The following is a 12885-nucleotide window of genomic DNA, read 5'->3' on the forward strand; positions in this document are numbered from 1 at the left end:
TGGCAACGCCGCGGTGAAGGACGCCGCAGGGCGACCCCTTGCAAACAAGGCGTCCCCGCGCTGGAGCGGGCAGGGCGCCGACGCGTTGCTGGATGTCCGCTGCGCGGCGCCCAACGAAACTGACATGCTGAACTGCATGTGTTGGTATCCGCACGAGCGGCCGTAGCGCAATACGCGTTGGAAGAGCCGGGTCAGTCAGCCGTCCAGCGCCCAATGGCGATCCAGCAGCGAAGGCACGTGCGCAGCGGCTACCGGGCGGCTGAAGTAGTAGCCCTGCAGCAGGTCGCAAGCCAGCGCTGCAAGGGTACGGGCCTGATCCAGGGTTTCCACACCTTCGGCCGTCACGCGCAAGCCAAGGCTGTGTGCCATGGCCAGCACCGCGCGCACGATGGCCTCGTTCTCGCCGCCGTCCATCAGTCCGTTGACGAAGCAGCGGTCGATCTTGAGGTTGTGGATAGGCATGCGGGTGAGATAGGCCAGCGAGGAATAGCCCGTACCAAAGTCGTCCAGCGCGATGCCCACACCGTGCTGCTGCAACTCCTGCAGCGTCTGTCGTGCCGCCTCGGTGCTCTCCATGACGGCCCCTTCCGTGATTTCCACCTCCAGCAGCTGCGGCGCCAAGCCCGTCTGGTCGAGCACGGCCAGGATCATCCGCGCCAGTCCGGGCTGGCGGAACTGACGCGGCGACAGGTTGACCGTCACCCGCACGGGCCGGCCGTCGCGGCTCCAAATGGCCGCCTGCACGCAGGCCGTGCGCAGCACCCACTGACCGATGTGGTCGATCAGATCACTTTCCTCGGCCAGCGGGATGAACTCCGTCGGCGGCACAAGGCCACGCGTCGGATGGTGCCAGCGCAGCAGTGCCTCGACCGAGCAGATCCGTCCAGTGGCAGCTTCGACCTGCGGCTGGTAGACGAGGTGGAACTCCTGGCGTGGCAGCGCGGCGCGCAGGCTGACCTCGAGCTCCATGTGCCGCAACAGCTGGTCGGTAAGGCCGGCGCTGTAGACGCTGACGCCGTTGCGGCCCGCACGCTTGGCTTGGTACATGGCCGTGTCGGCATGCTTGAGCAGCGTGGCCGCATCGTGGCCATCGCTGGGATAACAGGCTATACCGATGCTGGTGGTCAGGTTGAGCTCGCGGCCATCCAGCACCAAGGGCGCCCGCAGGGAATGGACAATGCGCTGCGCGATGGCGATGGCTTCCTGGGCATGGCTGATGTCACAAGCCACCGCGGTGAACTCGTCCCCGCCCAGGCGTGCCAGCGTGATGTCCGGCATGGGCTCGGTCTTGGCGGGCTGCAGGCGCGACACAAGGTCGCGAGCGCGCACGCTGTCTCGCAGCCGCTGTGCGGTCGCCACCAGTACCTGGTCGCCGACGTCATGGCCCAGGGTGTCGTTGATGTTCTTGAACCCGTCCAGGTCCATGAACAGCACGGCAAGCTGGCGTCCGTGTGCCCTGGCGCGACGGACCGCGTGTTCCAAGCACTCCAGAAATGAGCTCCGGTTCGGCAACCCCGTGAGGACGTCGAAGTAGGCGAGCCGGGCGATACGGGACTCGGCCACTTTGCGCTCCGTGATGTCGCGCGACAGGACGATGAACCGCGGGCGCTCGCCAGCGGGAACGGTCTTGCGTGCCACGGACAGCTCGAACCACGTGTTCCCGACCGGCAACTCCAGTTCGAACTGTGTGCCGCTCGAAGCGTCCTTTTCGTGGGCCGTGTGCAAGGCCGCCATGCAGGCCGTGGCTGCTGCCGGTGGGAGCACCTCGCTCACCGTGCGGCCCAGCAGCGTCTCGGCCGGCTGGGTCAGCAGTTCCGGGCGCGGCACCCGGTAGTCGAGATAGCGGCCGTCCAGGTCGAGTTCGAACAGCAGGTCGGGAATGGCGTTGAGCAGTGCGGCGTGGCGTGCCTGGGCGGCATGGACGTCCAGCATGGCCTGGTGGCTGCGGAACAGGTAGCGCACGCGATGGCCGATCAGTGCCCAGTTGACCGGCTTGACGATGAAGTCGGTGGCGCCGCATTCGTACGCCGCCTCCACCGAGGCCACGTCGTCCATGCCGGTGACCATGACGATGGGCAACAGCTCTCCTGCACGGGCACGCAGCTCAGCACATACCGCATAGCCGTCGAGGTCCGGCATGTCGACGTCGAGCATGACCATGTCGCAGGGGCTGGTGCCAAAGAGCAGCAGGGCCTCGCGGCCGCCGGTGGCCAGCCTCACCTCGTAGCCTGCCTTGCGCAGCGCTGCCTGCATCACCAGGCGCGCGCCGGCATCGTCATCGGCGACCAGGATGGACTTTCTGGAATTGCTCATGTCGCGCCTTCCTCCGCAACGATGGCATGGAGCGCGGACAGCGCCCGCTGCTGTTCGGTGTGGGCCGATTCCAGCAGCGGGCGCAAGCTCTCGATTCGCTCCTCACGAGCGTGCTGCTCGATCTCGCGGTAGCAGGCCGCCAGCGCATCGGCACCCAAGTTCGCCGCGGCGGATTTCATGGCGTGCGCGAGTTGCCGCAGTGCCTTGGTGTTGCCTACTTGGAGCGCCGCGCCCAGGCGCTGCCGGCTGTCTTGCGTGCTGGCCTCGAATGAGGCCAGCAGTTGCGACAGCAACCCCATGCTGCCGTGCTCGTCCATGTCACGCAGCATGGCGATGGTCTTGGAGTTGATGCTCGACAACGGGCGGGGCGGCGCCGGTGCTGGCTGTGCCGGCCACAGGCCCGCCGGGTTCATGGGGCCCGCTGCGATGGATGGACCGGGCGGCAACCAGGCCGCCAGAGCCGCATGCAGCTGTGCAAGGGTGTAGGGCTTGGCCAGAAAGCCGTTCATGCCGGCGTCCAGGCAGGCCTGTTCGTCGCCGCGCAGCGCATTGGCCGTCACGGCGATGATGGGCAGTGCCGAACTGCGGTCTGCGCGCAACTGCCGGATGGCCGCTGTGGCCTGATACCCGTCCATGACCGGCATCTGGCAGTCCATCAGCACCAGATTGAAGTCCGTGCCGCGCACCAGCTTCACGGCCTCGGCGCCGTCTTGGGCCAGCGTCCAGTGCAGGCCGAGCCGCTCCAGCATGACCTTGGCGACGCCTTGGTTGACCGGGTTGTCCTCCACCAGCAGCACCTTCCCTTGCAGCGTGCCGGGTTGAGCCGGCGGAGTTTCGGCGGCGGTCGGCATCTCGTCGTGCAGGCCTGTCAGGACACCGACGAGGGCTCGATGCAGGTCGGCGCGGCGTATCGGCTTGTTCAGGCTGCGGCACAGTCCGGCGCGCGTGCGCTCGTCGGTGTTGGCATAGGTCGAGCTCAGCATCACCAGCCGGGTGCCTGCCAGTGCCGGTTCAGCCTGGATCGTCCGCGCCAGCTCCCACCCGTCCATGCCGGGCATGTGCCTGTCCAGGATGGCGAGGTCGAAGGGCCGGCCCGTGCGCGAGGCTTCCCGCATCAAGGCCAGGGCCTGTGCGCCGTCCTCGACGCAGCGTACCGCCATGTGCCAGCCCTGCAGCTGGTGCAACAGGATGTCGCGGTTGGTCTGGTTGTCGTCCACCACCAGCGTGCGGGTGCCTTCGAGCAGGGTGGCGTCCAGCGGCAGCGCCGTGACGTTGGCGGCCACCGGCAGCTGCAACTCGACGCTGAAGGTCGATCCCACGCCGGGCACGCTCTGTACCCCGATGCGGCCGCCCATGAGGTGCACCAGCCGCTGGCAGATGGCCAGGCCCAGTCCGGTGCCGCCGTACTGACGCGTCGTCGATCCATCGGCCTGGGAGAAGTGCTCGAAGATCCGCGTGCGCGCCTCGGGTGCGATGCCGATGCCGGTGTCGTGGATGCTGATGCGCAGCGGCGCACGGCCCTCGTGCTGTTCCAGCGCGAATACGCGCACCAGCACTTCACCGGACTCGGTGAACTTGATGGCGTTGCCCACCAGGTTGGCCACCACCTGGCGCAGGCGGAACGGGTCGCCGCGCACGCTGGGCTGGGCGTCGTGCGGCAAAACCTGCATGGCCAGCTCCAGCCCCTTGGCTTGGGCCTGCTGCGCGAACATCGCGATCGCCTCCTCCACAACCTCCACCACGCTGAAGGCCGCATCCTCCAGCTCCAGGTGGCCGGCCTCGATCTTGGAGAAGTCCAGGATGTCGTTGAGCACGCCCAGCAGGTGCTGTCCGGACGCTTGCACCGACTCGGCCCATTGGCGCTGCTGCACGTCGAGCGCCGTGTCCAGCAGCAGTTGGTTCATGCCCAGCACGCCGTTCATCGGGGTACGGATCTCGTGGCTCATGGTGGCAAGGAATTCGCTCTTGGCGAGGTTGGCCGCTTCGGCGGCATCCCTGGCCTGCACCAGCTCCGCCGTGCGCCGGTTCACTTCCTCTTCCAGGTGATCGCGGTGCGCCTCGAGGCTGGCGTCGCGCTGCTGGATCTGATCCAGCATGGCGTTGAAACCGTGCGCCAACGAGGCGAGCTCGACGATGTCGCTGCTGTGCGCGCGCAGCGTGTAGTCGGCGTGGACCGACACGTGCTGCGTCAGGGCATCGAGCTCGGCAATGGGGTCGAGCACGGAGGCGTTGAGTCGCGTGAGCAGCAGCCGGCTGATGGCCAGGGCAAGGGCCGTGGCACCCAGGGTCGCCGCCAGCTGCCACAGGAGTTGCTGGTACAGCGGCACCAGCGTCAGCGTCAGCTCCACGCTGCCGCGGTGCTGGCCTTCGAACTGCACCGGCTGCGCGACCCGCAGCCGCGTCAGGCGGAACTCGTGATCCTCGGCTTGGCCCGTCAGCGGCAACGCCGGTGACGCCTGTTCTTCTGCCTCATAGCGCGCGAACGCGGCTGGCCCGACCGAGTACACGGCTGCATCGAGCACCTGGGGCATGTTGCGCAGCGGCTGCAGCAACTCCGCAGCCGCCTTCCGGTCCTGAAACATCAGCGCTGCAGCCGCGCTCTCGGCCAGCATCTTGGCTTGCAGGCGGCTGGTGTCCATCACGGAGAGCAGGCCCAGCACGGCGCTGCTGAGGGTGATGGCCAGGGCCACGATGGCCGTGGCCGCACCCAGCGTGATGCGGTTGACGCGGCGCAGCCGCTGCGCCAGCGTGCTGCCGCGCACGGCGGTATCCAGCGAGCTCACTGTTGTACCCCCGTGGCCAAGCGCAGCAGCCGGGAGCTGAGCTCCAGTCGCGCCTCGCGCGCGGCCCGCAGGTTGGCCTCGAAGGTGACGCGCTCCTGCGTGAGGTTCATGTTGAGCGCGACGCCGTGCTGCAGGGCCCGCGGCGTGTCGGCCACCGTCAGCACCGGCAACCCGCGCAACACGTCGAGCACGTGCCGCACCGGCTCGCTGCCGGCGTTGGCGATGAAAACGATCTGACAGCCCTTGAGCGCCTCGGCCTGCGTCTTGCGGTGCACGACCAGGGTACGCGCTGCGGCCTTCTTGCCGTTCAGGCTGTCGGCCTCGGCGCCGAAAGGGTCTGCGCCGTAAATGCACACGTTGAGCGTGGCGCCGGCCTCCGCCGGCCACTCGGTGTAGGCAGCGAAGTTGTAGAGGAAGGCGGCCTTGAGCCGGTACTCGGGCAGCCCCTCGCCATGGGCCGCGAGCGCCAGAGTCACGGCAGCCAGTGCCAGCAGGAGCTGCGGCCACAGGCCAGGCCAACGGACAACGGTCTTCATGGCCGGCCCCTCGGCACGCTTTGCGGCTTTGGCAGGTCTGCAGTGGATTGGCCGGGACTGCATCCGCGTTGCCCGACCTTCAGTTCCAGCAGTTGTTCCAGGGGCAGGCGCAGCAGGGCATCGAGCGTGCACGCGTCGGCCATGCCGGAGGCGGCCAGGCCCGCGGCCAGCAAAGCGCAGTACAGGGCTTGGCGCTGTTCTCGGGCCCTTCGAAGTTTTCTTGCGTTCGACATGGAAGTCCCCGGCTTCGTCAGAACCTGTAGCGCGCTTCAACACGCAGGCTGCGCCCGTCCTGCGCCAGCGAGTCTTGCCAGTTGATGTCGGCTGCCGGGTGCTCATAGCGCTTGTCGAACAAGTTGCGCATGGCCAGGCCAAGCTCCAGGCCCGGGAACAGGCGTGCCGTGCTCAGGTGCAGATTCGATACCGCGTAGCCGCCGGTCTCATGGCCGGCGAGCGTGCGCCGGGAGCCGTCGAACTGCAGTTCCCAACCCAGGCGCAGGCCGGCCAGGGGCAGGGGTGCCGAAAAGTTGAGCTTGCCCAACAGCGGTGGGGAATTCACGATCCGGGCGCCGCCGGCGTCTCGTACTTCCTGCATCGAGACGCTGCCGCGCAGCCGGCCTCCCCAGGACCAGACCTGGTCGGCCGAAAGCTCCAGTCCCTTGGCCTGGAGCCGCTTGCCCGACTGGTATTGCGCCAACCCGCTGGCCGGATCGAGCCCCAGGATGACGAGATCGGCCATCCGCCATTGGTATGCCGAACCGCGCAGCAGCAGATCGTTGCTGACGCGGTGATCGGCCATGATCTCCAGCGTGTCGATGCTTTCGCCTCGGAGGGCAGGATTGCCCACTTGTGCCACGCCATCGCTGTAGTCGCGCTCGAAGGCATTGGGTGCCCTGTGCGCCCGGCCGTACAGCGCCTTGAGCGTGGTCACCGCAGAGGCCTGCCAGATCAGCCCCAGCCGCGGGCTGGCCTGGGTACCGGTGGCATTGTTGCGATCCACGCGCAGGCCCAGTGTGGCGCGCAGCGCATCAGCCAGGCGCCATTCGTCCTGCAAGTAGACACCGGCTCGCCAGCCCGGACTGTGGATCGTGACATCGTCGGCGGGCTTGGCAGGGGCGGTGATGGCCTGATCGATCCGCCAGTTGTCCTGGATCTCCACGCCCAGCATCAACCGGTGCGTCTCCCAGCCGCTGTAGATCAGTTGCCACTCGGCCCCGCGCCAGTCGCTGATGGACGGGGTGTAGAGCGTCGTGTCGTAGTTGAAGTGGCCCACGTAGTTTTGCTGCCCGGCGAAAAGCCGGCCATGCAACTGCAGCGCGTCCTCGGGCCGACCGCCCTGGTACTGCAGCTGGGCCAGCGTGTAGCGGTTGCGCTGGAACTGCCCAGGCACCAGCGGGACGCCCAGGTAGACGGCCGTGGGGTCGTCCTTGTGGTCATTGCCGCTGACCAGGTCGACGGACCAGGCGCCACGGGACAGGCGCAAGAAAAGCTCGCGGTCACGCTCGCCGTCCATGCCATGGGCGACGCCCGATACCCCGGATGCGCCGAAATCCAGGAAATGGTCCTGGCCGCGTGCGTTCAAGGCCGACACGGACGCCAGCAGGTCCAGCCCATCGTCCAGGCGCTTGCCGAAGCTCACGCGCCTTTCGCGCGCTCCCTGCGGGCGCTGTGCGCGCAAGGCGAGCTCCGCGGCGTCCATGTCCATGCCGGTACGCGTGACGACGTTGACGACACCGAACATCGCGTTCTGGCCGTAGACGGCGCCGCCCGGGCCGGAGATGAACTCGATGCGTTCGACCAAGTCCATGTCGAGCGGAAACTGCCGGCCAATCGGCCCGGCGTCAAAGGTCGAATCGTTGACGCGGTTGCCGTTGATGGTGACGAGCACGCGGGTGTTGAAGTCCCCGGGCAGGCCGAAACCCCGCGTGCCCAGGTACTTGTACTGGCGGTCATAGGTCGTGTGCACGCTCGGCAGCGTGGCCAGCGCCTCATCCAGGGTGCGCCAGCCGAAGCTGCGGATGTCCTCGCGCGTGATCACGCTCACCGCCGCGGCCACGTCGGATTGGCGCTGCTCGTACTTGGAAGCGCCGACCACCTTCAAAGCCAGCAGTTCCTCCAGGCCAACCGCCGTCAAGTCGGTGCTCGCTGCGGCCCGCGAACCGGCGCAGGACAGGGCCATCGTGGTGAGCGCCACCGCCAAGACGCGCGTGTGCATCCCGTGGCGACAAGACAGGCCGCTCATGACGCGCTGCAGACGCTGCACGCCGAAGGCCTGGCGTTCGTCACAGGACGTCGGCCCACTGCGGGGGGACGTGGTGCCGCATGGGGAGCCTTGTTGCCCGCACCGCTCCCATGACGAAATTTCTTGGACATTCTTTGACCTTCTGGAGCCCGTGCAGCCGGGGATGGCACGCCGCCGCGACGACCGGTTGCGGCATGCCTTGTTCGGGACACGAGCCGCTCAGGCTGCTATCGACAGCCCACGGCGCGGCTTGATGCGGCGCAGCAAGCCAGCGGCCACAAGTTCACAGAGGAGTCACATTCCTGTCCGGCAGGCGTAGGCGGGCAGGGTTCGGTGGCACGACCACAAATCCACAAATCCTCGAGTTCCACAATTTGAGACGCAAGGCTGCTCCGGTATGCACCTGCCCGGATGCACGTCAACGAGTGCCAGCAGCAGGACAATCGTATTTATGTCAATTTAGATGCGTACGCATCTGAATTTCGGCGGGCTACTTGTCCAATCCGAGCTTGCGCAGCCGGTACGCGAGCTGCGGCCGGGTCAAGCCCAGCCGGCGCGCAGCTTCGGCCACGTTGTAGCGGGTCTCGCGCAGCACCTGCGCGTACTGCTGGGCAGGCGTGTCGGGTGCCGCAGCCGAAAGCGCCTTCGAATCCACCGGCGCGGTGTCCTTCGCTCCTTGCACCAGCCGCCCGCCGGCGCCGAGCGCAAGCGTGACGCCGGGCATCTCGCCGCTGCGAAAGAGATGGTGCACGTCGATGGGCTCGTCGGGGTCCACCAGGATGACGGCACGCTCCACCAGGTTCTGCAGCTCACGCACGTTGCCCGGGAAGTCGTACTGCACCAGCGCGCGCACGGCCTGCGGTGTGAAGCCGGGCACGCGCCGCCCATGCTGAGCGCCGTAGCGGCGCAGGAAGGCCTCCATCAACAACGGGATGTCGTCGCGCCGCTCCTTGAGCGGCGGCAGCGTGATCGGGAACACGTTGAGCCGGAACAGCAGGTCCTGCCGGAAGCGACCGGCCGCCACTTCCTGGCGCAGGTCCATGTTGCTGGCGGCCACCACCCGCACGTCCACCGTGATCTCGCGTGTGCCGCCCACGCGCTCGATCACGCGCTCCTGCAGCGCGCGCAGGAGCTTGCCCTGCGCGGCCAGGCTCAGCGAGGCGATCTCGTCGAGAAACAGCGTGCCGCGCTGCGCGCGCTCGAAGCGCCCGGGGCGCGAGGCGGTGGCGCCGGTGTAGGCACCGCGCTCGACACCGAAGATCTCGGCCTCGACCAGTGCGTCCGGTATCGCTGCGCAGTTCAGCGCGATGAAGGGCTGGTCGTGGCGCGGGCTGATGCGGTGCAGCGTGCGCGCAAAAAGCTCCTTGCCCACGCCCGAGGCGCCGGTAAAGAGCACGGTAGCCTGCGTGGGCGCGACGCGCTCGATGAGATGGCGCGCGGCGCTGATGGCCGCCGAGATGCCGATGGGCTCGCCCTCGCGCTCGGCCCGGGTCACTGCCTCGGGCAGAACCGGGCGCGTGGCCACCTGCAGCCGCCGGCGCACGTCCTGCGCCGAGGCCACGGGCTCGAAGTAGCGCAGGTCCTCCTCGGCGTCGTCCCATTGGTCGGCCGGGCGGCCAACGATGCGGCAGGCCTCGTGGCCCAGGGAGCGGCACTCGACCTCCCGGTAGAGCACGCGCTTGCCCATGAAGGCGCTGGCGTAGCCGCTGGCATAGCCGACGAGCATCCAGCATGCGCTCTCGCTGCCGATGCCGAACGCGGCAATGTGTTCGTCGTCCTCCACCGAGTCGAACCACAAGTGCTCGGAGTAGAACTCGCCGCGCGCGATGTCGAACTCGAAGCGCAGCGATTGTGGCCGCACCATGCCTTCGAGCGCGTGCATGCGCGGGCCGGCCTCGAAGGCATTGGCCGGGTTGCTGTCCGGCCAGTTGCGCCGCACCAGCCCGGCGTCGCGAGCGCCGGCGTTGTAGCCCACCCGCGTGAAAAGGGACCGCGCCTGGGCCGGGCCGACGCTGGCAACGAGCTCGCGCCGCAACATCCCGTAGGTCGCGCTGCGCAGCAGCAGCGCGCGCTGGTCTTCGATCCAGATGCGCCCGTCGCCGGGCGAGAAGCGCAGCGTCTCCGAAAGCTCTGTCAGCGTCGGGCTGGCACTCGAATCCAGGTCGGCGATGGTGCGTGCCGAACCGGGCCGGAGCTGGCTCAGACGCAGCCGGGAAGGTTTTGGGTTCATCCCGCTATGCTAAGAATGTGATGATCAAAAATTGATCAAGCAAACCCTTATTGATCAAAATCAATCTCTCAAAACGAATCTAAGCCGTTGATTCATATCGTATGAGCTTTCCAGGTCCGCTTGGCATTGCGCTTGCGAAACAGGTGTCGAGGCCGGCGATGACGACCGGCCCGCAACGACACGAAGGAGACAAGCCTGGGGCACCGGGCCCTGTGCTCGCCTTCGTGCAGCACCTGGAGACTCCCGATGCACCGACCTCCCTCCCGCAGAGCGCGCCTGCTGCTGCCAGGGCTGCTGCTGTGCGGCAGCGCCTTCGCCCAGCCGCCCTCGCCCCCTGCCGCGCCTGAAGCCCAGGCGCGCGCCCAGCGCTTCTATGCACAGGTCTGCGCCCGCTGCCACGAGACCGGCATTGGCCCCGTGATCACCGGCCGGGGGCTGCCCGCGGCCTTCTACGTGGCCCTGGCCCGCAGCGGCCGCAACGCCATGCCGGCCTTCCGCTTCTCCGACATCGACGACCCGACGCTGCAAGCGCTGGGCGAGTACCTCGCTGCCACGCCGGCCGCGCCGGGAGCGCGCCCATGAGTGCCGGCCGCCGATCGCTGCTGAAGGTCCTGGCCGCGGCTGCTCCGCTGGGCTGGACGCTGCAGGCCCGCGCCGCCGATGCGCCCACGCACATGGTCGATGAGCCGATCACGGACCTGCCGCACCGGCTGCTGCCCCTGGTGGGCGGCGGCGCGCTGGACGCTGCCTTTCTCGACGGCGTGGCGCAGGCCGCCCAGGCCTCGGGTGGCCTGCGCGAACGTACCGCGCGGCTCCCCGCGCTCGACGCCGTGACGCTGGCGCACCTGGCCTCGCGTCTGGACGGGAATACGCCGCGGCTGGTCGTCGCACTGCTGGACGACGCCGGCGCGGCCCTCGCGCTGGAGTTGCTGCGCGCGCGGGGTGCCCGGCTGCTGGCCTTCGAGTCCCAGCGCCTGGCCCCCACCCTGGCCGGCGCCGCGCACGCCCGTGCGCTGGGCCTGGCCCTGGCGTCGGGAGCGCCATTGCCGACCTCGCCCGCCACGGCGGCCGGCGCACCGTGCATCGCGCTGGCCTGCCTGATCTGAACCGAACACCGCCCACGAGGAGACAACCCCATGGCTGACAAGTACGTGGCCCTGCCCAAGGGCCGCACCGAGCGCGACCTCGACACCGCCATCGCCAAGTTCACCCGCATCCTGGGCGCCGACAACGTGCTCACCAAGGCCGAGCACCTGGCGCCCTACATGAAGGTCATGATGGCCGTGGACGAGAAGCAGCACGCGCCCTCGGCCGTGCTGCTGGCCTCCAGCGTCGAGGAGGTGCAAGGTGTCGTGCGCGTTTGCAACGAGCACCGCATCCCGGTGTGGACCATCTCCACCGGCCGCAACTTCGGCTACGGCTCGGCCGCTCCGGGCGAGCGCGGCCAAGTGGTACTGGACCTGCGGCGCATGAACCGGATCCTGCACGTCGACCCGGACCTGTGCACCGCGCTGGTCGAGCCCGGTGTGACCTACCAGCAGCTCTACGACTACATCCAGGAGAAGAAGCTGCCGCTGATGCTCTCGTTCCCGGCGCCCTCGGCCATCGCCGGCCCGGTGGGCAACACCATGGACCGCGGCGTGGGCTACACGCCCTACGGCGAGCACTTCCTCATGCAGTGCGGCATGGAAGTGGTGCTGGCCGACGGCCAGGTGCTGCGCACCGGCATGGGCAGCATCCCCGGCGACAAGGCGTGGCAGGTCTTCAAGTGGGGCTACGGTCCGACGCTGGACGGCATGTTCACGCAGAGCAACTACGGCATCTGCACGAAGATGGGCTTCTGGCTGATGCCCAAGCCGCCGGTGTTCAAGCCCTTTGCCATCAAGTTCGACGACGAGGCGGACATCGGCGACATCGTGGAGTTGCTGCGCCCGTTGCGCATCGCGCAGGTCATCCCAAACGCCGTCGTGATCGCCGGCACGCTGTGGGAGGCCGGCGGCGCCAACGTGCGCCGCGCCGACTACACCCAGGCCTCCGGCGCCACGCCGCAGGCCGTGATTGACCGCATCAAGAAGGACAAGGGCCTGGGCGCCTGGAACGTGTACGCCGCGCTCTACGGCACGCAGGAGCAGGTGGACGTCAACTGGAAAATCATCACCCAGGTGGTCCAGGGCTCCGGCAAGGGCCAGCTCATCACCGAGGAGGAGGCCGGCGGGACGCAGCCCTTCAAGTACCGCGCGGAGCTGATGTCGGGCGTGCCCAACCTGCAGGAGTTCGGCCTCTACAACTGGCGCGGCGGCGGCGGCTCGATGTGGTTCGCCCCGGTGAGCCAGGCCCGCGGCAGCGAGTGCGGCAAGCAGGTGGAGCTGGCCACGCGCATCCTCAACAAGCACGGCCTGGACTACGTGGGCGAATTCATCGTCGGCTGGCGCGACATGCACCACGTCATCGACGTGCTCTACGACCGCTCCAACCCCGAGGAAACGAAGCGCGCCAACGCCTGCTTCCACGAGCTGCTCGACGAGTTCGAGAAACAGGGCTACGGCGTCTACCGCGTCAACACCGCCTTCCAGGAGCGCGTGGCCAGCACCTACGGCCCGGTCAAGCGTGACGTGGAGCGGCGCCTCAAGCGCGCGCTGGACCCCAACGGCATCCTGGCCCCGGGCAAGTCGGGCATCCGCATCTGAAGCACAACGACGAGGAGACATCCCATGAAAACAATCGCCATGCTCATCGGCGGCGAGCGCGTGGGCGCCACGGGCGGCGCCACGTTCGAGCGCC

Annotated in this window: 9 protein-coding genes; 3 read left to right on the top strand and 6 right to left on the bottom strand. The window is 68.2% G+C overall.

Annotated elements, in window-relative coordinates; translation table 11 throughout:
• Positions 1-195 precede the first annotated feature (195 nt).
• The 6 genes from ALA01S_RS21845 to ALA01S_RS21865 form a co-directional block, all read right to left on the bottom strand.
• On the bottom strand, positions 196-2313 hold the full coding sequence (locus ALA01S_RS21845; RefSeq protein ID WP_066341005.1) for a putative bifunctional diguanylate cyclase/phosphodiesterase: 2118 nt from the start codon (positions 2311-2313) through the stop codon (positions 196-198).
• Complete coding sequence (locus ALA01S_RS21850; protein WP_066341006.1) at positions 2310-5096, bottom strand: response regulator; 2787 nt, start codon at positions 5094-5096, stop codon at positions 2310-2312. Before ALA01S_RS21850 ends, ALA01S_RS21845 begins: the two co-directional genes overlap by 4 nt.
• Positions 5093-5632 carry a YfiR family protein gene (locus ALA01S_RS34050; RefSeq protein WP_066341007.1) on the bottom strand — a complete coding sequence of 180 codons (540 nt, stop codon included), beginning with the start codon at positions 5630-5632 and terminating at the stop codon, positions 5093-5095. Before ALA01S_RS34050 ends, ALA01S_RS21850 begins: the two co-directional genes overlap by 4 nt.
• Positions 5629-5865 carry a hypothetical protein gene (locus tag ALA01S_RS34055; RefSeq protein ID WP_169805979.1) on the bottom strand — a complete coding sequence of 79 codons (237 nt, stop codon included), beginning with the start codon at positions 5863-5865 and terminating at the stop codon, positions 5629-5631. The genes ALA01S_RS34050 and ALA01S_RS34055 overlap by 4 nt, the downstream gene beginning before the upstream one ends.
• Positions 5866-5882: 17 nt before the next feature.
• Positions 5883-7874, bottom strand: coding sequence for a TonB-dependent receptor plug domain-containing protein (locus tag ALA01S_RS21860; RefSeq protein ID WP_157119178.1), 1992 nt, complete (start codon positions 7872-7874; stop codon positions 5883-5885).
• A gap of 490 nt (positions 7875-8364) precedes the next feature.
• Positions 8365-10104 carry a sigma-54-dependent Fis family transcriptional regulator gene (locus tag ALA01S_RS21865; protein WP_066341014.1) on the bottom strand — a complete coding sequence of 580 codons (1740 nt, stop codon included), beginning with the start codon at positions 10102-10104 and terminating at the stop codon, positions 8365-8367.
• Between the two features lie 246 nt (positions 10105-10350).
• Between ALA01S_RS21865 and ALA01S_RS21870 the strand changes: the two genes are divergently transcribed.
• From ALA01S_RS21870 to ALA01S_RS21880, 3 genes are read left to right on the top strand one after another with little or no spacing between them, the layout of a single operon-like run.
• The gene (locus ALA01S_RS21870) at positions 10351-10686 is read left to right on the top strand and encodes a c-type cytochrome (protein ID WP_066341016.1); all 336 of its coding nucleotides are present in this window, start codon (positions 10351-10353) and stop codon (positions 10684-10686) included.
• Complete coding sequence (locus tag ALA01S_RS21875; RefSeq protein ID WP_066341017.1) at positions 10683-11210, top strand: hypothetical protein; 528 nt, start codon at positions 10683-10685, stop codon at positions 11208-11210. The genes ALA01S_RS21870 and ALA01S_RS21875 overlap by 4 nt, the downstream gene beginning before the upstream one ends.
• Positions 11211-11240: 30 nt before the next feature.
• Complete coding sequence (locus tag ALA01S_RS21880; RefSeq protein WP_066341019.1) at positions 11241-12791, top strand: FAD-binding oxidoreductase; 1551 nt, start codon at positions 11241-11243, stop codon at positions 12789-12791.
• Positions 12792-12885: the final 94 nt, after the last annotated feature.

The sequence above is a fragment of the Azohydromonas lata NBRC 102462 genome, from assembly GCF_001571085.1.
In the GTDB taxonomy this organism is placed as follows: domain Bacteria; phylum Pseudomonadota; class Gammaproteobacteria; order Burkholderiales; family Burkholderiaceae_C; genus Azohydromonas; species Azohydromonas lata.

Excerpts from the sequence above, each read along its gene's own strand:
- ALA01S_RS21845 (WP_066341005.1), bottom strand. The coding sequence starts at position 2,313 with ATGAGCAATTCCAGAAAGTCCATCCTGGTCGCCGATGACGATGCCGGC.
- ALA01S_RS34050 (WP_066341007.1), bottom strand. The coding sequence starts at position 5,632 with ATGAAGACCGTTGTCCGTTGGCCTGGCCTGTGGCCGCAGCTCCTGCTG.
- ALA01S_RS34055 (WP_169805979.1), bottom strand. The coding sequence starts at position 5,865 with ATGTCGAACGCAAGAAAACTTCGAAGGGCCCGAGAACAGCGCCAAGCC.
- ALA01S_RS21860 (WP_157119178.1), bottom strand. The coding sequence starts at position 7,874 with ATGAGCGGCCTGTCTTGTCGCCACGGGATGCACACGCGCGTCTTGGCG.
- ALA01S_RS21865 (WP_066341014.1), bottom strand. The coding sequence starts at position 10,104 with ATGAACCCAAAACCTTCCCGGCTGCGTCTGAGCCAGCTCCGGCCCGGT.
- ALA01S_RS21870 (WP_066341016.1), top strand. The coding sequence starts at position 10,351 with ATGCACCGACCTCCCTCCCGCAGAGCGCGCCTGCTGCTGCCAGGGCTG.
- ALA01S_RS21875 (WP_066341017.1), top strand. The coding sequence starts at position 10,683 with ATGAGTGCCGGCCGCCGATCGCTGCTGAAGGTCCTGGCCGCGGCTGCT.
- ALA01S_RS21880 (WP_066341019.1), top strand. The coding sequence starts at position 11,241 with ATGGCTGACAAGTACGTGGCCCTGCCCAAGGGCCGCACCGAGCGCGAC.